20 protein-coding genes are annotated in these 19,242 nt (G+C 63.3%); 9 read left to right on the forward strand and 11 right to left on the reverse strand.

The window, feature by feature from the left end:
- Positions 1–32: 32 nt before the first annotated feature.
- The 3 genes from BHD07_RS30715 to BHD07_RS30725 form a co-directional block, all read right to left on the reverse strand.
- On the reverse strand, positions 33–1,541 hold the full coding sequence (locus BHD07_RS30715) for an ABC transporter substrate-binding protein (protein ID WP_338284186.1): 1,509 nt from the start codon (positions 1,539–1,541) through the stop codon (positions 33–35).
- 123 nt (positions 1,542–1,664) lie between these two features.
- Positions 1,665–2,636, reverse strand: coding sequence for a dihydrodipicolinate synthase family protein (locus tag BHD07_RS30720; RefSeq protein WP_338284187.1), 972 nt, complete (start codon positions 2,634–2,636; stop codon positions 1,665–1,667).
- Between the two features lie 52 nt (positions 2,637–2,688).
- Positions 2,689–3,420, reverse strand: a complete 732-nt coding sequence (locus BHD07_RS30725) for a FadR/GntR family transcriptional regulator (protein WP_338284188.1) — start codon at positions 3,418–3,420, stop codon at positions 2,689–2,691.
- 103 nt (positions 3,421–3,523) lie between these two features.
- On the opposite strand from BHD07_RS30725, the gene BHD07_RS30730 reads away from it, so the two are divergent.
- Together BHD07_RS30730 and BHD07_RS30735 are read left to right on the forward strand one after the other, a co-directional pair.
- Positions 3,524–4,228 (forward strand): GntR family transcriptional regulator, encoded by a 705-nt coding sequence (locus BHD07_RS30730; RefSeq protein WP_338284189.1) that lies wholly within the window; start codon positions 3,524–3,526, stop codon positions 4,226–4,228.
- A 100-nt stretch (positions 4,229–4,328) separates the two neighbouring features.
- Positions 4,329–5,087 carry a sulfite exporter TauE/SafE family protein gene (locus tag BHD07_RS30735; protein ID WP_338284190.1) on the forward strand — a complete coding sequence of 253 codons (759 nt, stop codon included), beginning with the start codon at positions 4,329–4,331 and terminating at the stop codon, positions 5,085–5,087.
- A gap of 95 nt (positions 5,088–5,182) precedes the next feature.
- Here BHD07_RS30735 and BHD07_RS30740 read toward each other — a convergent pair whose 3' ends face one another.
- The 3 genes from BHD07_RS30740 to lhgO form a co-directional block, all read right to left on the reverse strand.
- Positions 5,183–6,985, reverse strand: a complete 1,803-nt coding sequence (locus BHD07_RS30740) for an NAD(P)/FAD-dependent oxidoreductase (RefSeq protein ID WP_127708408.1) — start codon at positions 6,983–6,985, stop codon at positions 5,183–5,185.
- Between the two features lie 304 nt (positions 6,986–7,289).
- Positions 7,290–9,173, reverse strand: a complete 1,884-nt coding sequence (locus BHD07_RS30745; protein ID WP_338284191.1) for a sigma-54-dependent Fis family transcriptional regulator — start codon at positions 9,171–9,173, stop codon at positions 7,290–7,292.
- Between the two features lie 86 nt (positions 9,174–9,259).
- Positions 9,260–10,507, reverse strand: coding sequence for an L-2-hydroxyglutarate oxidase (gene lhgO / locus BHD07_RS30750; protein WP_338284192.1), 1,248 nt, complete (start codon positions 10,505–10,507; stop codon positions 9,260–9,262).
- 193 nt (positions 10,508–10,700) lie between these two features.
- Here lhgO and BHD07_RS30755 point away from each other — a divergent pair, with 193 nt between their 5' ends.
- Entirely contained in the window at positions 10,701–12,353 is a 1,653-nt protein-coding gene (locus BHD07_RS30755) for a phospholipase D-like domain-containing protein (protein ID WP_338284193.1), read from the forward strand.
- Here the strand turns inward: BHD07_RS30755 and BHD07_RS30760 are convergent.
- Positions 12,248–13,189, reverse strand: a complete 942-nt coding sequence (locus BHD07_RS30760; RefSeq protein ID WP_338284194.1) for a lysylphosphatidylglycerol synthase domain-containing protein — start codon at positions 13,187–13,189, stop codon at positions 12,248–12,250. The two genes, BHD07_RS30755 and BHD07_RS30760, sit on opposite strands and share 106 nt — an antisense overlap.
- 10 nt (positions 13,190–13,199) lie before the next feature.
- Between BHD07_RS30760 and BHD07_RS30765 the strand changes: the two genes are divergently transcribed.
- Positions 13,200–13,997 (forward strand): endonuclease/exonuclease/phosphatase family protein, encoded by a 798-nt coding sequence (locus tag BHD07_RS30765; RefSeq protein WP_275599739.1) that lies wholly within the window; start codon positions 13,200–13,202, stop codon positions 13,995–13,997.
- Between the two features lie 76 nt (positions 13,998–14,073).
- On the opposite strand, the gene BHD07_RS30770 is transcribed toward BHD07_RS30765, so the two are convergent.
- Complete coding sequence (locus tag BHD07_RS30770) at positions 14,074–14,580, reverse strand: ferritin-like domain-containing protein (protein WP_100670916.1); 507 nt, start codon at positions 14,578–14,580, stop codon at positions 14,074–14,076.
- 175 nt (positions 14,581–14,755) lie between these two features.
- Between BHD07_RS30770 and BHD07_RS30775 the strand changes: the two genes are divergently transcribed.
- Positions 14,756–14,887: a hypothetical protein gene (locus BHD07_RS30775; RefSeq protein ID WP_018095947.1), complete on the forward strand. Its 132-nt coding sequence runs from the start codon at positions 14,756–14,758 to the stop codon at positions 14,885–14,887.
- 3 nt (positions 14,888–14,890) lie between these two features.
- Positions 14,891–15,214, forward strand: a complete 324-nt coding sequence (locus BHD07_RS30780) for a hypothetical protein (RefSeq protein WP_338284195.1) — start codon at positions 14,891–14,893, stop codon at positions 15,212–15,214.
- An 18-nt stretch (positions 15,215–15,232) separates the two neighbouring features.
- On the opposite strand, the gene BHD07_RS30785 is transcribed toward BHD07_RS30780, so the two are convergent.
- From BHD07_RS30785 to BHD07_RS30795, 3 genes are all read right to left on the reverse strand, one after another.
- Complete coding sequence (locus tag BHD07_RS30785; RefSeq protein WP_338284196.1) at positions 15,233–17,209, reverse strand: protein-L-isoaspartate(D-aspartate) O-methyltransferase; 1,977 nt, start codon at positions 17,207–17,209, stop codon at positions 15,233–15,235.
- A 159-nt stretch (positions 17,210–17,368) separates the two neighbouring features.
- Complete coding sequence (locus BHD07_RS30790; protein ID WP_338284197.1) at positions 17,369–17,974, reverse strand: general stress protein; 606 nt, start codon at positions 17,972–17,974, stop codon at positions 17,369–17,371.
- An 18-nt stretch (positions 17,975–17,992) separates the two neighbouring features.
- Positions 17,993–18,295, reverse strand: coding sequence for a PepSY domain-containing protein (locus BHD07_RS30795; protein ID WP_275599589.1), 303 nt, complete (start codon positions 18,293–18,295; stop codon positions 17,993–17,995).
- 194 nt (positions 18,296–18,489) lie between these two features.
- Here BHD07_RS30795 and BHD07_RS30800 point away from each other — a divergent pair, with 194 nt between their 5' ends.
- The 3 genes from BHD07_RS30800 to BHD07_RS30810 form a co-directional block, all read left to right on the forward strand.
- Positions 18,490–18,636 carry a hypothetical protein gene (locus BHD07_RS30800; RefSeq protein ID WP_338284198.1) on the forward strand — a complete coding sequence of 49 codons (147 nt, stop codon included), beginning with the start codon at positions 18,490–18,492 and terminating at the stop codon, positions 18,634–18,636.
- 51 nt (positions 18,637–18,687) lie between these two features.
- Positions 18,688–18,861, forward strand: a complete 174-nt coding sequence (locus tag BHD07_RS30805; RefSeq protein ID WP_010975005.1) for a DUF1328 domain-containing protein — start codon at positions 18,688–18,690, stop codon at positions 18,859–18,861.
- Between the two features lie 240 nt (positions 18,862–19,101).
- The coding region (locus tag BHD07_RS30810; protein ID WP_338284199.1) for a helix-turn-helix domain-containing protein at positions 19,102–19,242 on the forward strand (141 nt) is incomplete at its 3' end.

Genomic DNA, 19,242 nt, shown 5'->3' on the forward strand with positions numbered 1-19,242 from the left:
GTGAGACACGCCGCGGCGGCAGGTCGGGTTCGTCAGTCCTTGAAATGTATCTCGGAGAGCGCGATTTCGCTGTTCGTCTTGAGGTCCGGCTTCCAGTCGAGGCGCGAGCCGACGCGGACATAGCCGATCATGTGGTACATCGGCACGTCTGCGACGATCTCGTCGTGCACCTTCGCGAAGACCTCCTGAAACAGCTTTTCACGCTCGTCGCCGGTCGCGGCCATCGCCTTTTTCAGCACGACGTCGAGGTCGGGAACGGCGATCGTCGAATATTGTCCCTCGCTCAGATACATGACCGGAGCGGTAAACCCGGCGTCGCCCGTATTGTTGTCGTGCTGCTGCTGGAAGAGCGTCGGCCCCCGTCCCTCCGGGAAGGGCTTGTCGAGATAGCGCACCCAGTCGGCCGCTTCGAGCTGGCGTATGGAGACGTTGAGCCCGATTTCCTGCCACATGGACCGCATCGCTTCGAGGCTTTCGGCCGAGTTCGGGAAGAAACCGTTGCGCCCGATCAGCACGATCTCCTTGTCGACCGGAGCACCCTCGGCCTTGGCTTGCTCGACCAGCTTCATCGCCTCTTCGGGATTGTAGGTCCATGGCTTGATATCGGGGTTATGACCGCGAACGCCCGGGACGACCATTTGCGAAGCCCGCAGAACGTCCTTGCCGAACAGCGCTTCGCCCATGCCGTCCCAGTCGATGGCCATGTTGAGCGCCTTGCGGATGCGGACATCGTCGAGCGGCGGAATCTGCGCATCGATGCGCATGCGCGTCGTCTCTGAGTTCAGATAGGCAAAGTCCGACTCGGCATTGGTCGCGTCCTGCACGGCGATGGATGGGGTCATGTCCGCTTCGCCGGATTCGACCATGGCCGCCCGGATGGCCGACTCGCTGCGCCAGACATAGGTCGCGCGCGTGACGTCCGGCTTGGCGCCCCAGTAGGCATCGTGACGCTTCAGGACGATCTGCTCGTTGGACTTGCTTTCGACGACATAGGGTCCCGTGCCCACGGGATCGTTGCTTTCCTTGTCGAACGGCATGTTGGGGGAGACGATCTGCACAGTGCCGAGCAGCGTCGGCATGATCGGCACCGGGCTGTCGGAGGAGATCTCCACCGTCTGCGCATCGATCGCCTTCGGCGTCAGTTTGACGTCGCCGAATTTCGAGCGGCTGTCGCAGGTGAGGTCGGGATTCATCAGGCGATTGATGGACTTGACCACCGCTTCGGCGTCGAATGCCGCGCCGTCTTGAAACTTGACGCCGCTCTTGAGATGCACACGCCAGGTCAGATCGTCCACCTGCTCCCATTTTTCCGCTAGCCAGGGGCCGACGGTGCCCTTCTCCGTGTCGATGACAGTCAGGGTCTCGGTAATGTTTGAATTGATGATGCGGCCTATATCCGACCTGATGGAGCGACAGGGATCGAGATTGGCCGGCTGCTCCGGCAACACGATCTTCACCTCGCCTTCGGCGGCAATCGCGACGCCGGAAAAGAGCGTCGCGGTCAAAAGCGCCACGGCGCGGGTACAATAGCGGATGGTCATTTCTTTCTCCTCCTCGATAAAGACCAGGACGTTGCGGCGGGCCGTTTTCGGCCTCGTAGTCCTCCGGCACCGCATCCGCACTAGCGCACTAATGTATTAGTGTGTCCACACGAAAGTGTCAACTCAGGCTGAAGCGGTCGCGGCTGCCTTTCCGGAGCGCCTCAGGCAGGCGGCTTCAGCCTGCTTCAAGCTCTCCACCGCTACGCCGACGGGGCCAAGCTTCGCAGCGCTCAGATTGGAGATCATCGGCATCAGCGGGCCCGTGTCGGCGATCCCCGCCAGCCGCACGCCGTCATGAAGCACCTGCAAACCGCCAAAGTCTGTGCGAACTCTCTCGAACTCCAGAAACGGCCGGTTGAGCTCCAATGCCTCGGCTCCGCGCCCGGCCTTGTAGAGCGCAAGGAGTTCCATCGCGGCCGAAGGGGCAATGCAGACCGCGCCCGAAGTATAGGTCGTCATTGCGCGGCGGCCGAGATGGTCGTGGATCGGCGTTTCGCCCATGCCGCTCGCCATCCGGTCTTTTCCGATCGCCGCCATGACGGCGTCGAGATAGGCGTCCTGCGCCGGATCGGCCCGCTCCACCGCATATTTGACGAAATCGACCGCGCCTTCGGAGACGAGACGGGCAAGCTCGTCCGGATCGACATAATTCTCCCGCTTCAGATAGAGCACCAGGCCATGGCCAAGGACCGCCGCGAGGCGGCGCACGCCATTGGCGACACCGGCGGAATCTGCCGGAAACTGCGTCGGGAGCAGCATCACGTTCTTGAAACCCAGATCGCGGGCGATCGGCACCTGCGCCAGGGCCTTGCCGAAGTCCGGACCGATCGACGTGACGAGAGCGGTCTGCGGTGCAGCGCCCGCAATCACCGCCTCCATGCCCGCGCGATAGTCGTCCAGGCCGAAATGATAAAGGTTGGCATTTCCGCCATAGAGGAGAATACGCACCCCGCCTGCCTCGATATGGCGAATGATCGCCACGTTGGCGTCGGCGTTCACCGTCAGGTCCGCATTCAACGCGATGGGCGGGACCGCCACCACGGAAGCTGCGTAATTGCGGGCGTCAAGTCGAGTTTGCATGAGAACCTCCTCCATAAGTCGGTTTTCATTACAACATGACCGATGATTTGTAAAATATATTTACCTATCAGGAGTCGATCGTTCCGTCCGTCATCCTTCGGCGCGCCTTGATGATATGCGCTTCCATCGCCACCCGTGCCCATACGGCATCTTTCGTGCGGATTGCTTCGACGATCTCGGCATGTTCGGCAATCACCCGACGGGCGCGTGCCTGCGATCCGGACCGGGTGAGAGCAAGCGAGATATTCATGAAGCTGGTCAGCGAAACCTCCGAACCTTCCAGCGCCTTGGCGAAAAACTCGTTTCCTGTTCCCTCGCAGATCGCAAGATGGAAACGCCGGTCGCTTTCGGGAAGGAAAGCCCCGCGGCCGACCTCATGGGCGAAGGCCTCATGGGCTTCGAGGATGGCGGCAAGCTGCTTTTCCGTGCGCCGCTCCGCTGCCAGTGCTGCCGCCTGGCCTTCCACGTAGAAGCGAAGCTCCTGATAGCGCAGGAAGCGCGAAATGTCCTCCAGGTCGGCCAGGTTCGGCAGATCTTGCGAGGGCCTGCTCAAGACATAGGTGCCGCTGCCGCGCCGCGCTTCCACGAGGCCGTCGACCCGCAGGCGCGCAAGCGCCTCGCGGACGACCGGGCGCGAGACGCCGAAGCGTTCGGCAAGTTCGTTCTCCGTCGGCAGCCGCGCGCCCGGTCGAAAGATGCAGTTCAATATGTCGTGCAGGATGCGCCCGTAGACCTGATCGGCATAGCTCGACGGGCGGGTTTCGGCTAGGCTTTCGAGGATGGGCGACTTCGCGGGCACGGCGATCCTTCCTGTCCTGCCGGGCCGGCCGGCGACATCCACTTCACACTAACACATTAATGCATTATTACAGGATCTGGAACCGTCCTGGAGGATTGGATTTTTGATATCGGAAGCTCCGGCTGCCAAGCACCGCAGCGGCCTTGACCGCACCCGGCAGATCGCGCCGCAAATCGTGGAATATCTGCGCGAGAGGATCCTCGCACTCGACCTTGCCCCCGGTACGGCGCTCTCGCGCGTCGAGTTGCAGAAACAGTTCGGTCTCAGCCAGACGCCGGTGCGTGACGCGCTGATGCGCCTGGAGGAGGAAGGCCTCGTCACCGTCTATCCGCAATATGCGACGCTGGTGTCGAAAATCGATATCAATCTGGCACGCCAGACCCACCTCATGCGCCGCGCCGTCGAGCAGGAAGCCGTCTTCAATCTGGCGGAAAAGCCCGGCAGGCGGCAGATCGCAGACCGGCTGCGAGCGGCGAACACCAGGCTGAAAGCCCTCGCCTCCAAGGAACATGCGGAGTTTCTGTCGGCCGACCGTGCGTTCCACTTCATCATCTTCGAGGAAGCGGGGCTGGAGCATATCTGGCCGATCATCCGCCGCCACAGCGGCCATATCGATCGTCTGCGGCGTCTCAATCTCGTTAATGTCGGCACCAAACGTGTGGTGGACACGCACGACATGATCATCGAAAGCATCGAAAAGGGTGCGCCGGTCGAGGCAGCGCAGGCGATGAAGACCCACCTCTCCGGCACGTTGTCGATGATCGACGACATCGCGGCGCGTTATCCGGACTACATAGAACTCGGCTAACATGCCGGGAGTCACGCGCGGCCACCTCATCGATAGGTTCGCGGACGACGGTCCCGCGGATCTCCTTGTCTGATCCGGCTCGCCTGAGGGCAAGTTCGACATGATGGATTATCTGCTCCTCGCCGCCTCGGGTTTCATCGCCTGGATCGTTTCGACGATCGGCGGCGGAGGCGGAGCCATGCTTCTCGTGCCGCTCATCGGCTTCATCGCCGGTGCCCAGGCCGTCGCTCCCGTGGCCGCGGTCGCCACCGTCATTGCGGGAGGCGGGCGCATCCTGGTGTTTTTCCGGGATATCGAATGGCGCGTCGTCGCCTGGGGTCTCCCCGGCGCGGCCCTCGGCGGCGTCCTCGGCGCCGCCGCCTTCTCCAACACCTCGGCGGAATGGCTTCAGATCGTCGTCGGTCTGTTCCTGATCTCGACAATATTCCAGTACGGCTTCGGCCGGCGGGAAAGGACCTTCGCGGTTGCAACCTGGTGGTTTTTCCCGGCACAATTCATCGTCGGCTTTCTTTCCGGCCTCATCGGAGCCATGGGGCCGATCCTCAACACGCTCTATCTCAATGCCGGCATCACCAAGGAAAAGATGGTGGGGACCAAGACAGCAATCTCCCTACCCATGCATCTCGCCAAGATCGGCACCTATACGGCGTTCGGAGCATTGACAGGCAAGCTGCTGCTGTTCGGCATCGCAGCCGGGCTGGGTGCGCTTGTCTCCAACTGGCTCGCCAAGCGCGTGCTGACGAACATGAGCGAGCTGAATTTCCGCGCAATCGTGATCGGCTTCATGGCGCTGAGCGGAGCGTTGATGATCTGGGAGCAAAGAGAGACGCTCCTGCGGATTTTGCCGGGGAGCACTTGATCCCGCCGATCGAGTGCGCTCGGGTTCCACTCAGGATCCGGCCCGCCTACCGGGCCGCCGGGTGCCAGCCGGACTTCTCCGGCTGGCACTGCCGATCAGGATAGATGGTGGCGTTCCTGAAGGCCATAGACCGGCGTCGATATGCCTTCGCAGCGCGCTTTCAACTGCAGCGAAAGATATTGCGAATAATGCCGCGACTGATGCAGGTTGCCGCCGTGGAACCAGAGCGCCTCCTGCTGCGTCGGCTTCCACATGTTGCGCTGCTCGCCCTCCCATGGACCCGGGTCTTTCGGCGTATCGGAGCCCAGGCCCCAGACCTTGCCGACCTTGTCGGCGACCTCCTTCGAGATGAGGTCCGCTGCCCAGCCGTTCATCGAACCGTAGCCTGTGGCGTAGACGACGAGTTCGGCCGGAAGCACGGTGCCGTCCTTCAGCACCACGGCATCCTCGGTCAGGTGGCTGACGTCGGAACCGGACTTCAGTTTGATGCTGCCGTCGATGACGAGGTCGCAGGCGCCGACGTCGATATAATAGCCGGAGCCTCGGCGCAGATATTTCATGAACAGACCGGAGCCGTCAGCGCCCCAGTCGAGCATGAAGCCGGCCTTTTCGAGATCGGCATAGAACCTGGCGTCCCGCTCGCGCATTTTCTCGTAAAGCGGAATCTGGAACTCGTGCATAATTCGGTAGGGCAGCGAGGCGAAGATCAGGTCGGCCTTGCGCGTCGTCACGCCCGCGGCAAGCGCCCGCTCGGAATAAAGATCGCCGAGCCCGATCTCCATCAGCGTGTCCGATCTGACGATGTGGGTCGACGATCGCTGCACCATGGTCACATCGGCGCCGCCCTCCCAAAGTGCGGCGCAGATATCATGCGCGGAATTGTTGGAGCCGATGACGACCACCTTCTTGCCGCGATAGGCGTCCGGACCGGGATGCTGCGACGAATGTTGCTGCTCGCCCTTGAATATGTCCTGGCCTTCGAGCTTCGGCACGTTTGGCTTGCCGGACATGCCGGTTGCGAGAACGAGCTGCTTCGGCCTGAGGACGACCTCCTCGCCATTGCGCTCGACGACCACCGTCCATTCCCTGGTCGCTTCGTCGTATCGGGCCGACTTGCAGGTTGTGGAACTCCAATAATTGAGTTCCATCACCCTGGTATACATCTCCAGCCAGTCGCCGATCTTGTCCTTCGGCGCAAAGACCGGCCAGTTTTCGGGGAAGGGGATATAGGGCAGATGGTCGTACCAGACCGGATCGTGCAGGCAGAGCGACTTGTAACGCTTGCGCCAGCTGTCGCCCGGTCGTTCGTTCTTCTCGATGATGATCGTCGGCACGCCGAGCTGCCGCAAGCGCGCGCCGAGCGCGATCCCGCCCTGGCCGCCGCCGATGATGACGGCATAGGGCTGCGTCGTGTAGCCGAGTTCAGCTGCTTCCGCTTCGCGCTTTTCCTTCCAGGTCCTGCGGTTCGGGTCATGACCGTGTTCGGCGCCGAGCGGCCGCCTGAGCCCCTTCGGCTCCTCGTGCCCCTTGAGCTCCGTCATCGTCGTCAGGAGCGTCCAGATCAGTCCGTTCTTCAGGCGGATATGGCCGTGGCCGCGCGCCACCTCGGTCTCGAACTCGAACCACCCTTCGGTGACGCCGTCGCCGGCGCTTGCCGGTTCGTTCTCGTCCTGGCGCAGGCGCGCCGGCTTGATCGCCGCGAGCTGCGTCGTCAGCATGTCGCGGATCTGGTCCTGCCCCTCCATCGTTTTGAGATTCCAGGTGAAGGCAACGAGGTCGCGCCAATAGCAGTCGGCTTGAAACAGATTGACGGCCGTATCGATGTCGCCCTGCTCAAGGGCTTTTCCGAGTTTGGCAAGCGCGGTATCGATGCGGGTGCCGGGACTTTCTTCAAGCATGGGTATCCTCCTCTTCGCTTGGATAGCACACGGGCGGCTCCTCAACCGCCCGCAGACGCCAATCGTCGAACCACCTTCTGCAATGACCGTGCCAGGGCAGAAAACCACGTATTTTCAAGGAGCAGAGAGCGTGGAGGTGTCGCATGAAGCGACGCGGCTGCAACATGTGTGGCGCCGCGCCTGTTGCACGGCAGCCACCGGGATTACGCCTCCCAACGGATATACGCGTCGAGGACTGCGGTGAGGTGTGACCGCCTCTGGCCGGCAGGCCAGGGGGTATCCCGGCTGCAGGGGGCGCCGCGCCTCAATGGCGGTGCGGCTTGAGGCGGTAGCGCTTGATCTGCCGGTGCACCGTCGAGCGATCGAGCCCCAGCCGGCGGGCAGCCTCGGAAATGTTCCAGTCGCAAGCGGCGAGCGTCAGGCTCAAGGCAGCGCTCGCCTCGCTTCCGCCGACAGTGCCCGCATTCGCCAGAAGGTGGTCCGGCAGGTCGCCGGGCTCCACGACGCCGTTCTCGGCAAGTGCCGCGGCGACGGCGATGACGTTGTCGAGTTCGCGGATGTTTCCCGGCCAATCATGCGCCTTGAGCGCAGCCAGGGCCGCCGCGGATAATATCAATTCGCCGTCACTGTGCCGCTTCAGGAGCCGCTCCAGCACCCAGTCGAAGTCCGGCCTGTCCCTGAGGGCCGGGAGCGAGAGGGTAGCGGCATTGAGCCGGTAATACAGATCCTCGCGGAATGCGCCTTGCGAGACGAGTTTCTGCAGCGGCCGATGCGACGCCGAGACGCCCCGGATACGCACCTTCCGCGGCGCCGTCCCGCCCACCGGCAGCACCTCGCCTTCGGCAAGCACGCGTAACAGCCGGCTTTGCAGGGAAAGCGGCATGTCGCCGATTTCGTCGAGGAAGAGCGTTCCGCCGTCCGCCTGCTCGATCAGACCCTTGCGGCCCTTGGCCGAAGCACCGGTGAAAGCTCCCGGCAAGTAGCCGAAAAGCTCGCTTTCGATCAGCTGCTCCGGAATCGCGGCACAATTGATGGCGACGAACTGGCCCTTGAGACCGCTGCCCTCGTGGATGGCGCGCGCGAGATGTTCCTTGCCCGTCCCGGTCTCGCCCTGAATGAGGATCGGCAATCGCGTCCGTGCAAGCTTTGCCGCCTTTGCCTGGAGCGCCGCGATCACGGGCGCTTCGCCGCCGAGCCGCCGCAAGGCCGGTGGAATCTGTTCGTGCGAAGCGAGCGGTGCGCAGACCTTCGAGTGCGGCTCGATCGCATGGGCGAAGAGCGCATTTCCGTCCCGGGCAAAGACGAGCCGCTCCTGGGTCGGACGCCGGCGGGTAAGGTCGGACAGATCATCGATCTCGATGTCCAAGAAGCGCGACACCGGCTCGCCGATCAGTTGCCGTGGATCGCGCCAGTCGAGGCCCGTCGAGCGCGCTAGGATTTTCGCCCCAGCATGGGTCATGCCGGCGATCCGGCCAAGACCGTCGATCGAGATCGCCGCCTCCGGATCGACGTCGAGGAATTCGGGAGAGCGCGAGAATCGCAGGACCCATTGGTTGCGCGCTTGCGCCATGAGATTGGCAAGCTCGATGCGCCTTACGGTCGCCGTCACCAGATGCAGTGCCAGATTCTGGCTCGCCTTTAGGATTGGAGAACTCAGGAGCGAGATGTCGAGGACGGCGGAGAGTTCGCCCTGAATGTCGTAGATCGGCGCGGCCGTGCAGGAGAGCGGCGTGTGGGTGTTGTCGAAATGGTCAGTCTGGTGGATCGTCAGCGCCTCTCCCGTTTCCAGGCACGCGCCCACCGCACAGGTCCCGGCGCGCCATTCGGACCACTCCGAACCCAAATAGAGCCCCGCCTTGCGCAGGCTGTTGCCGAAGAGGGGATCGCCGAGGAACTCGACCGTCACGCCTTCGCGGTCGGAAAGCAGCAGCACGTAGTTCTGCCCCGCCACCTGGCGGAACAGGTTTTCGAGCCCCGAACGGGCGATGGCGATCAGATCCTCCGATTGCTGGCGGTGTTCCCTAAGTCGCGTTTCCGGGACGATATAGGCTTCACAACTCTGCGCCGGATCGAGCCGGTGATGCTCCAGGCAGCGCAGCCACGATTTCACGACGGTCTTGTCGCGGCGCACGGGAAGACCACGGCTGACGCGTTCGATTTCGCGGATATGCTCGGAATGTGAAACCATCGCCGCCTCCCAACGACCGCGCTTGCTCCTCCGGCAGAGTTTGCGCATGGCAGGGGCGAAAGTAAAGGAAGCGGCGGCTCGATGCACTACCGATAAACTTGCGGATGAGCCCCATGAAGCGATTGTGACCGTTCCGTCTTGGGAGGAGCCCCCTCGAGCAGGCGGTCCACGATCATGCGGCCGATCGGAATGGCAGAGGTCGCAGCCGGCGACGGCGCGTTGCAGACGTGAAGCATCCTTTCGGTCTGTTTGAAGAGGAAGTCGTGGACGAGGCTGCCATCGGCCATGACCGCCTGCGCCCGGATGCCCGTCTGCGGGACCGCGAGGTCGTCTATCGTGAGCGACGGGCAGTATTTCCGGCACTCCCGCAGATAGCGCAACCGCGATGCCGAATTGGCGAATTCCGTGATCGCCGACCGCCAGTTCTTCGCCGCCATTTTCCAGAAGCCGGGAAACGCCGCCATGTTCGCCACATCGGCCGCTTTGAAGCTGCCCTTCGGGTAGCCCTCGCGGGCAAAGCCCAGCACCGCATTGGGGCCCACGGTCATGCCTCCGTCGATCGTTCGGGTCAGGTGAATTCCGAGGAAAGGCAGGTCCGGGTCGGGAATGGGGTAGATGAGGCGCCGGGTCACGCCGATCTTCGACGGCGGCAACACGTAATATTCGCCCCGGAACGGCACGATGCGGTGGTCAATAATAAGCCCGGCCATCAAGGCGATGCGGTCGGACTGCAGGCCGGCGCAGGCGATCAGCTTGCGCGCCTCGATTCGGCCGGATGCACTTGCGATCCGCACGCCTCCATCCTCTTCGGCAATGGCAGTGGCCTCGACCCCGCAGCGGATTTCGCCGCCTCGGGCTCCGATGCGCTCGGCCATCGCCCGGCAAACTGCCGAATAATCGACAATCCCCGTCGTATGGACGAGAAGCGCACCTAGGCCGGCGATGTTAGGCTCCTCCGATCGAAGTTGCGACGTCGACAGGCGAGAGTATTCGATCCCATTCTGCTGCGCTCTTTCCTCCAGGCTCTCCATGCGCTCGACCTCGGCCCCGGTGGTCGCCACCAGCAATTTGCCGCAGGTCTCGAAGGGGATGCCGTTCCCGGTGCAGAATTCCTTTGTCGCCTCCGCTCCCTCGCGGCACAACTTCGCTTTCAGGGATCCCGGTGCATAGTAAATTCCGGCGTGGATCACGCCGCTGTTGTGGCCCGTCTGGTGGCGCGCAAGCTCGCGCTCCTTTTCCAGAAGCACGATGCTGGCGCCCGGCACCCGTTCCTGCAGCGCCATGGCCGCAGCAAGGCCGACGATGCCGCCCCCGATGATGCAATATTCGTACAAACTCGCAACCTTCCCGGCTCGTACATGTGATGCGTCCTTTGCCATGCATAGCGTTCTTGCAGGCATCGGGAAAGCAGGGTGCGCGGGGCACAGGCGGGAGCCGTACGATCAGGAACCGTGTGCGGCCGCCCCCCCGGAAAAGTTCCGCCGCGGGACGAGCTTCGCCGCCCCGACGCAGGCGCACGCCACAACAATGCTGCTCCTGGAACAAATCACGGTTGAAAGGGATTCATTTCCAGTCGCCACGCACGGGATAGGAAGCTTGGACTGGAAAAGCGCGTTCACCGGAAATCCGGCCGGCCGACGGCGTCGGACAAGCCGGCCGATAATAAAGGAGGCGGAGAATGTCTGGCGCAGCGCGCCCGCACGGCATTTGTCCTTCCTGGTGGACGCAGCCGCCTATTATGCTTGTCTCGACAGCACGCTCGATCAGGCGGAAGAGCAGATCTGGATCACCGGATGGGACTTCGATCCGCGAATCAAGCTCAGACCGGACGACCCCCAAGCGGAATCGCTCGGCAGCAGGCTCGAGCGCCTCGCTGCACAAAAGCCGAAACTGAAGATTCGCATTCTCGTCTGGGCGATGGGACCGATCTATTCGGGAAAGTCGCTCAGGCTGTTTCGCAAGCAGCAATGGGCGGCCCATCCGCAGATCGAACTTCGTTTCGCGAGCCATCGGGCGCTGCGCGGATCGCATCATCAGAAGCTCGTCTGCATAGACGACAGCATCGCCTTTGCCGGGGGCATCGACCTGACGGCGCGCCGCTGGGACACGCCGGAGCACGCGGCCGAGAACGAGTTGCGGCGCGATCCGGACGGAAAACCCTATGATCCGGTGCATGACATACAGGTGTTGCTCGAAGGCGGGGCGAGCCGTGCCATCGGCGATCTCTGCAGATCTCGCTGGAAAGCGTCTACGGGCGACCAAATCGAGGCGCCGCCCGCGCGGGCGCTTGCATGGCCGAACGGCACGGTGCCGGTGCTCGAGGATTGCCCGGTCGCAATCGCCCGCACGGAACCGGGCTCCGGCAAACGACGCGGCCGTCAGGAGGCGCTGCGGCTGACGCTCGATGCTTTGCGCAGTGCGCGAAGTCACATCTACATCGAAAACCAGTATTTCGCATCGGGGAGAATCGGACAGTTGCTCTGCGACCGGCTGCAGGAGCCTGACGGTCCGGAAGTGGTGGTCATCACCACCCGCAGCTCGCATGGGCTTTTGGAACGCATCGTCATGGGAGGAAACCGCGACCGCCTCGTTCGGCGGCTCAAGCGGGCCGACCGCTACGGCAGGCTCAGGGTCGCCTATCCGGTCGTTCCCGCCGCCGACGGATCCGAGCAGGAGGTGATTATCCATTCCAAAGTGGTCGCGATCGACGATCGTTTTTTCCGCGTCGGCTCGTCGAACTTCAACCACCGCTCGGCAAGCCTCGACACCGAATGCGACGTCGCCGTAGAAGCCGCCAACGAAGGGCAGCGCGCCGCCATTGCCAGAGTCCGCAACGGCCTGATTGCAGAACATCTCGACGTTGAAGCGGACGCCGTTGAGAAGGCACTGAGGGAAACGAATTCTCTCGTCGCCACCCTGGACATGTTGAATACGCGCCGGCGCGGCATACGCGCCTTCGACGGAATCGATGACGACGGCGCGACCAGTCTCATCTGGGGCACGGAGATCGTCGATCCGCAGAGGCCGATCCGACCCTTTTACCGCACGCACAAGCTCGTGAGGCGCTGGATCGGTCAGCTTTTCGCCTTGCTCGCCAGGCTTTTTTCCTCATCTCGACGGGCGACGAACTCCGTGACCGAAAGCAAGATCAAGCCGAGCGGCAGCGGCAGGAAGAAATAGATCGCCCGAAAGGCGATCAGAGCGCCCAGGCTCGCCGAACTGCCAAGCAGAAATGCGATCGTCGCCTCGAGTACGCCGATGCCGCCGGGGACATGGCTGACGATCGCGGTTACGCCGGCCCCGACATAGGCCATGGCCGTATCGATGAAACTCACCTCCTGGAAGGCGCTCAGCAACTGATGCAACGCTGCGCTGACGCAGAGGAAGTTGGCGGCTCCGACGACAACCTGCAAGGCCGCAATCCCCACCGAGGGCATTTCGAAAGTCCAGCGAAAGATGCGAACCGAGCCCCGCAGAAAATAAGCGAGCAGCACGTAACCGGCCGCGGCCGCAATGCAGGCAGTGCCTAACAGAAAAGCGCCGGTCGTGGAAAATCCCGTAAGGCGCGCGGCACCCGCCGGCACGATCAGAAAACAAAGCCCGGCCAATGTGATAAGGCCGAGGCCGACGGTGACACCGCAGAAAAGAATGACCTTCGCCACCTCTTCGGCGCTCAGCCCCCAGCGCGAGTAGAAGCGGTAGCGGACGGCACCGCTGCTCAAGGCCGCACCGCCGACATTGTGGCCGATCGAAAGGCTGGTGAAGGAGGCGATGGCGATTTGCGGATAGGCGAGCTTCCGCCCGACATAGCGGATGGCGAGGGTGTCGAAGAGGGTCAGGCAGAAATAGGAAAGAAACACGAAACCGATGCCCACCAAGAGATTCCGGGCCGGAATCCGCATGATCGAGCCGACGATTTCATGAAAGCTGTGTTGGCTGAGGGTCCGATAGATCAACCAGCCCGCCACGCAGATACCGGCAGCGATGAACAACCTCGCTAGAATTTTTCTGGACATCGGCCCTCCCTTGCGCACCCACCGGAACGAAAAGCAGGTGCTGCGTGTTCCGAAGGCGATGCGACAGCGGATACGTTTCCTCACCTACAACGTTCACAGCTGCTTCGGCACCGACCGCAGGCTCGATCCCGCGCGCATCGCCGCCGTCATCGCCGAGTGCCAGCCCGACGTCATCGCATTGCAGGAGGTCGACGTCGGCCGCGCCCGCACCGGCGGAATAGACCAGGCCCATATGATCGCCACGCATCTCAATATGGAAGCCGAGTTCCATCCGGCTCTCCACCTGGAGGACGAGAAATACGGAGACGCCGTTCTGACGGCCTTGCCTATGCGGCTGATCAAGGCAGCACCCCTCCCCTCGTCCGGCGAGCCGCGAGGCGCGCTCTGGGTGGAGATCGACGTCGCCGAAGTCAAGCTTCAGGTGATCGTGACGCATCTCGGATTGCGCGGCGCCGAGCGCCTGCGCCAGGCGACCGCCCTTCTAGGTCCCGGCTGGCTCGGAGGAATGGCCAAGGGGGACGCTCACGTGGTCCTGGCAGGCGATCTCAACGCCACGGGCCGCTCGACCGCCTACAGGCTCCTGGCCCGACAGCTCAGCGACGCGCAGCTGCTGACCGGCGCCAAGCCGCGGCCGACCTTTCCATCGCGATTGCCGCTGCTGCGCATCGATCACGTGCTGGTCGGCAAAGGCATAGAAGTGGCTTCCTGCAGAGTGCACGGCAGCACGCTGGCGCGAAGCGCTTCGGATCATCTTCCGCTGCTTGCCGAACTGGATGTCGTCAAGCGAGACGAAAAGCAGGAGGCCTGAAAACGACAGCGCCGCGCATCTTGTCGGAGGCGCGGCGCTGCCCGCGGGTCCCGCAGGATTCTGGTCTGAAGCGGTTTCAGTGTTTGGCCGTCACGTCCCGCTGGTCTCGCTCCAGGAATCTGCGCGTGATCTCACCGGCGTTCTCAGCCAGCCACTCGGCCATCGCGATTTCCTGCTGCAGGATGCTCTCGCAGACACGCTTCGTCTCCTGATCGCCCGCCTGTTCGGCTGCGGCGATGAGAATCCTGTAGCTGGCGATTTCCATATGCTCGAATGTATAGCTGGCCAGCGTGCCCTTGACGACTTCGTCACTGACGAAGAGGCCGCTCAGGCCTTGCCCGAAGGCAACGATCTTGCCGCTGATATCCTTGATGCTCGAGGTTCCGCCGTCGAGCCGTTCGAGGCAGCGCTCGAGCATGGCCGCCTGGTCTTTCGTCTCCTGCAGGTGGCGGTCGATCCTGGTCTTGAGTTCTGGATAGTTTTCCAGCCGGCTCGATTGGCTGGTGAGCATCGTGATCGCCTGCTCTTCCATCGCATGTGCATCCCTGAGCCAAGCCACAAGGTGTTCGTTCGCAGTAGCCATCGGATATCCCTTTCTTTTCGCGCGCCCTCCAACCGGCGGTTTCCCGAAATGTTCCTGCAGAACGGCGCGTGATCGCGTCACCCTGCGGCTTCGGAACAATTCGACGCCTTGGTGATTGGAGGCCGGAAGACCGCAGGTTTCGCGGTTCGGTCTCGACAATCGTCGGAAGGTTCACATGTCCAAGATCCTGGCTGCAGCAGTGATCGTCGTCCTGGTGGTGATCGCGGCGCTCTGGATGATGTTTCCTCTCGACCAGTCGGCCGAATCGGGGCAACCGCCGCCGCATGCGATCGACCAGTCGGAGTAGCACATGCACGAAGAGCTCAAGATATACCGTCTGTCGCCGCTCGCCGAGCCCGACGATCCGAACTGGCAGAATGCCAGCTACCAGGGCGAGGTCGTGGTGGCGGCAAGATCGAGCGGCGATGCCCGCATCGTCGCAAGCGAGGCGGAGCTCGATTTCCTCGAAATCGACGCCAAGCCGGCGGAAGGGGTGACGACCGACATGGCCAGCGCGTTTCGCAGCGAGAAGCTCTACACCGTGGTCGAGGAGGGGCCGGCCCCCGACGGCGCGCAACGCGGCGTGCTCCGCGGGGAGGTGAGCGTCGACAACATCATCTCGACGCAGCTTTAACGCACCGATTCACGAGCCTCACAGGCCGAACGGGAACGTATCCGGCACGCCCGCTTTTATGTGTTCCGCGCCGAGCGGTTCGACCGGCGTCGTCTGATCGAACCAGACGAAGGCGTCGAACTGCCGCGGCAGCGAGGCGTGGGCATAGTGGCTGAAGCGTTCCGTGTCCGGCCGGTAGATCACGCCGATGAAGCGCTCGAGCATCGGCTTGAGGAGACCGTCGCGCAGACGCGCGTGGCGTGCGAAGTCGATGAGGAAGCGCTCGACCCCTGAGTCGTGCATCACGCGCTCGTAGCTTCCTTCGAGCGACGGCCGGATCGGCTTCACCTCCATTTCGCCGTCCCAATCGCTTGCGGCAGCCACATGACCGCTATGCGTGCCGAAGCCGATCAGCGCTGCCTGATCGCCAAACCGCTCGCGGCAGAGCTGACCGATGTTCAACTCCTCGCGGGCCGTGCCCATGTCGGTATGGCGAGCATCGCCGATATGGGAATTGTGCGCCCACACCACCGCCTTCGAGCGGGCGCCGCGTGCATTCAACAGATGCTCGAGCGTCGCGAACATATGGGTGTCGCGCATGTTCCAGGAGTCGGCCCCGGCATAATACATGATGCGGTAATACCGCTCGGCCGAGGCGACGAGGCGCGCGTTCTGCACCGCGTCGAGAAGCTCGTCGCCGCTGTCGCGCCCGGCTTCGAGCTGCCTCTCCAGGAGTTCGCGGCATTGCTTGACGACGGCCTCTTCGCATTTGCGGAAGCCCGCGGTCATGGCCGCACGGCCATAGGTCGACGGCTCGTTCTGCCAGGGGGTCAGGCAACCGTAGCGCTCGCGGGCGACCGCGGCGGCCTCGGGATCGGTCTCATCGAGATACCGGAGAACCGCGGCAATGGAGCCGCGCATATTGTAGATGTCCAGGCCGTAGAAGCCGGCCCGGCCGGACAAGCCCCTGCGGCCGTTATGTTCGCGCATCCACTCGACGAAATCCATCACTTCGCGGTTGCGCCACATCCAGGTCGGGAACCGCTGGAACGGCGCGTCGAAGCGCTTGCCTTGCGTTCGATGTCGGACATAGCGGTCGACCGCCGCCGCGTCCGGCCAATCCGCTTCGACCGCCACGATCGTGAACCCGTGTTCCTCGACCAGGCGACGCGTGATGGCTGCGCGGGCGCGGTAGAATTCCGACGTGCCGTGGCTCGCCTCTCCGAGCAGCACGACCCGCCGCCCGGCAAAGCGATCGAAAAGCCGCCCGAAGGCAGGATCGTCGAAATCGGGCAGCGGCTCGGCCGACTCTGCAACCATCTCGGGCAGCGTGGGCGCCGGTCTGAGCCCGGCCCGGGATTGAACCCGCTCCTCATGCCAGCCGTATTCGCCGACGAGAGGCACGAATCTGACCCCGCCGAGGTCCTGCTCCTCGAATGTCGTGGCGCTGGCGCGCGTGACCTTCAGCAGGCGCTGCTCCTCCGGGGGGCCGACGGGTATGACGAGATGGCCGCCGAGGTCGAGCTGCTCCTTGAGCGCATGCGGTATCTCGGGACCTCCGGCAGCGACCAGTATGGCGGTGAACGGTCCAGCCTCGGGCCAGCCGGCCGTGCCGTCGCCGACACGCACATCGATATTGCCGTAACCGAGCTCGGCAAATCGTCTCCGGGCGACCTCGGCGAGGCCGGCATGGCGCTCGATCGTATAGACATGTGCCGCGATCCGGCTCAGCACCGCCGCCGCATAACCGGATCCGGTCCCGATTTCGAGCACCGTATCGCCCGGCTGGACTTCGGCGCGTTCGATCATCAGCGCCACGATATAGGGCTGCGAGATGGTCTGGCCATGGCTGATCGAGAGGGCCGAATCCTCATAGGCGAATTCCTCGAAGCCTGGATCGACGAATGCCTCCCGCGGGACGACGCCCATCGCCTCCACGACATATCTGTCCCTTATCCCCCGTCGCGAGAGATGCGACGTGATCATCCGTTCGCGGGCGCGCGAAAAATCAATCATGGCGGAAGCCTTCCTTGCGTTTCATCGCAACCCGCCGCGCCAGATCGTGTCATTGTTTCGCCAAGGGCGTGGTACCTGGCTCCTTTCGGGCGGCCGGGTTGCTTTTGCGGACCCTGACGGCGGTGTCAGCCATGCCGCGGCATCGGTACCTGCCTGTCGCTACAGCGCCGGGCGGCTGAGGCGTTCGCGTTCGCGCTCGATCTCGTCGAGGCTATAGGGACCGGAGGCGGTGTCGAACCGGGTCCAGCCATCCTCCGTATAGGCGCGGCGCCGGACCGATATGTCGACGGCATCGCGATTTCTTAAAATCCCGTCCGCCTGTGCGACCAGAGGCTCCTCGGTCCTGACCACCACCAACGCACCGCCTCGGCGCACTCCCTCGGCGTAAAGATGCGCATCTTCCTCCTCGATCCCCGAATCGGTGAGCGAGCCGATGATGCCGCCGGCCGCACCTCCGGCGAGAGCGCCGGCCGCCGCGCCTGCGGCGGTCGACGCCAGCCACCCAGCCGCGACCACGGGTCCGACCCCAGGTATGGCCATCAGGCCCAGGCCTGTCAAAAGCCCCAGCGTGCCGCCGCCCACGGCGCCCAGACCGGCACCTGCTCCGGCACCGCTCGCCGCACCGGAACCGTCGCCCGAATAGCGGTCGCCCGCGTTGTTGGCGACGATGCTTATATCTTCGGAAGGAAACCCTGCCGCCTCCAGATCGCTCACGGCCCCTCGGGCTTCCCCGTAATCGTCAAACAGCCCTGCCACGGTTCTCATCGTCTTCTTCCTTGATCTCTAAAGCGCGACTACGTTGCCCTGAAAATCGAGAGCGACGGAAACGGATTTGCCGTCCTTCATCGCGGTTGCCCGCCAGATACCCTTGTCGTCGAGCTTCAGCTCCTTGACGTCCGTGTAGCCCGCCTCCTGCATCCGTTCCCGTGCCTGGGCTTCGGTGAAGCTGTTCTTGCCGGGGACAGGTGCCGTCGGGTTCTGCGTGTCGGGAGTGGCAATGGCCGGGGTGTTGCCGGCCGTCTGCGCGAAGGCCGGTCCTGCGGCAGCGCTCAACAGTACCGCAACGCCGAAGACGATGTTCTTCATGGCCTTTCCTCTCTCGATCCTCAATCGGCCAATCAAACCGTCCGGGCCCGATTTGGTTCCGTCGGCAGTCTCCGGCACGATGGGAAGGAAAGCGGGTCGGCGTCCGGCTTTGAAGGCCCGGAAGGAACTTTATCGCCCTTCCCCGGTTGCATCCGCTCTGCTGCCGGTTTCGGTACAGCGCTGGAGGATGCGAAATGGCTACGAACGCAAAGGACGGCAAGACCGCCAAGAACTCGAAAGGGACGCATGGCGGGAATCGTGCAGGCGATCAGGCGAAGAAGGCCGACGTCAAGAAAAGCAGCCAGGCGGCCGGCAAGGATCCGAACCGGGACAGCCGCTGAACGGCTGGGCGACGACGACCGCGAGGCAGGAACTGAACGGAAGGAGCGATTATGCTGAAGTGGGCACTGATTTTCTTCGTCATTTCACTGATAGCCGGGTTCCTCGGATTTTCCGGCGTCTCGGCCGCGACGGCGGGGATCGCGAAGATACTCTTCTACATTGCGGTTATAATCTTCCTTGTATTCCTCGTACTGGCACTGGCCGTCGGAGGCGCCGTGACCTAAGTCCTGTTGGGATTTGGGGGCGCTCGCGGCGGCGGCTTATTTCATCGCCTCGTCCCTGGGCTCGTCACAGGGGTGCAGCCAGACCAAGTCCTTGGGCTGGAAAGACTCTTCCGCGCCGCAGACGCGGCGCTGCTGGATCCCTGTGACGAGTGTATAGCCCGGACACATGACTGACAGGTGTTCGGGGAGATGGCTGACACGTTCATACTGGCATGGATCGGCTTCGCGAGGAGGTTGTCCATGCCGTGGAAAGGGGTGTCGGTTATGGGAGAGAGGCAGGAATTTGTGCGGCTGGCGCTGGCGGAGGGTGCGAACCGCCGGGAGCTGTGCCGGCGGTTCGGGATCAGTGCCGATGTGGGCTATAAATGGCTGGCGCGGTGG

The sequence above is a fragment of the Sinorhizobium sp. KGO-5 genome, assembly GCF_036245905.1.
Classification (GTDB): Bacteria; Pseudomonadota; Alphaproteobacteria; order Rhizobiales; family Rhizobiaceae; genus Sinorhizobium; species Sinorhizobium meliloti_A.

Excerpts from the sequence above, each read along its gene's own strand:
- BHD07_RS30790 (WP_338284197.1), bottom strand. The coding sequence starts at position 17,974 with ATGAGAACCGTGGCAGGGCTGTTTGACGATTACGGGGAAGCCCGAGGG.
- BHD07_RS30805 (WP_010975005.1), top strand. The coding sequence starts at position 18,688 with ATGCTGAAGTGGGCACTGATTTTCTTCGTCATTTCACTGATAGCCGGG.
- BHD07_RS30770 (WP_100670916.1), bottom strand. The coding sequence starts at position 14,580 with ATGGCTACTGCGAACGAACACCTTGTGGCTTGGCTCAGGGATGCACAT.
- BHD07_RS30755 (WP_338284193.1), top strand. The coding sequence starts at position 10,701 with ATGCTGCTCCTGGAACAAATCACGGTTGAAAGGGATTCATTTCCAGTC.
- BHD07_RS30740 (WP_127708408.1), bottom strand. The coding sequence starts at position 6,985 with ATGCTTGAAGAAAGTCCCGGCACCCGCATCGATACCGCGCTTGCCAAA.
- BHD07_RS30780 (WP_338284195.1), top strand. The coding sequence starts at position 14,891 with ATGCACGAAGAGCTCAAGATATACCGTCTGTCGCCGCTCGCCGAGCCC.
- BHD07_RS30735 (WP_338284190.1), top strand. The coding sequence starts at position 4,329 with ATGATGGATTATCTGCTCCTCGCCGCCTCGGGTTTCATCGCCTGGATC.
- BHD07_RS30775 (WP_018095947.1), top strand. The coding sequence starts at position 14,756 with ATGTCCAAGATCCTGGCTGCAGCAGTGATCGTCGTCCTGGTGGTGATC.
- BHD07_RS30800 (WP_338284198.1), top strand. The coding sequence starts at position 18,490 with ATGGCTACGAACGCAAAGGACGGCAAGACCGCCAAGAACTCGAAAGGG.
- BHD07_RS30795 (WP_275599589.1), bottom strand. The coding sequence starts at position 18,295 with ATGAAGAACATCGTCTTCGGCGTTGCGGTACTGTTGAGCGCTGCCGCA.
- BHD07_RS30785 (WP_338284196.1), bottom strand. The coding sequence starts at position 17,209 with ATGATTGATTTTTCGCGCGCCCGCGAACGGATGATCACGTCGCATCTC.
- BHD07_RS30760 (WP_338284194.1), bottom strand. The coding sequence starts at position 13,189 with ATGTCCAGAAAAATTCTAGCGAGGTTGTTCATCGCTGCCGGTATCTGC.
- BHD07_RS30745 (WP_338284191.1), bottom strand. The coding sequence starts at position 9,173 with ATGGTTTCACATTCCGAGCATATCCGCGAAATCGAACGCGTCAGCCGT.
- BHD07_RS30720 (WP_338284187.1), bottom strand. The coding sequence starts at position 2,636 with ATGGAGGAGGTTCTCATGCAAACTCGACTTGACGCCCGCAATTACGCA.
- BHD07_RS30715 (WP_338284186.1), bottom strand. The coding sequence starts at position 1,541 with ATGACCATCCGCTATTGTACCCGCGCCGTGGCGCTTTTGACCGCGACG.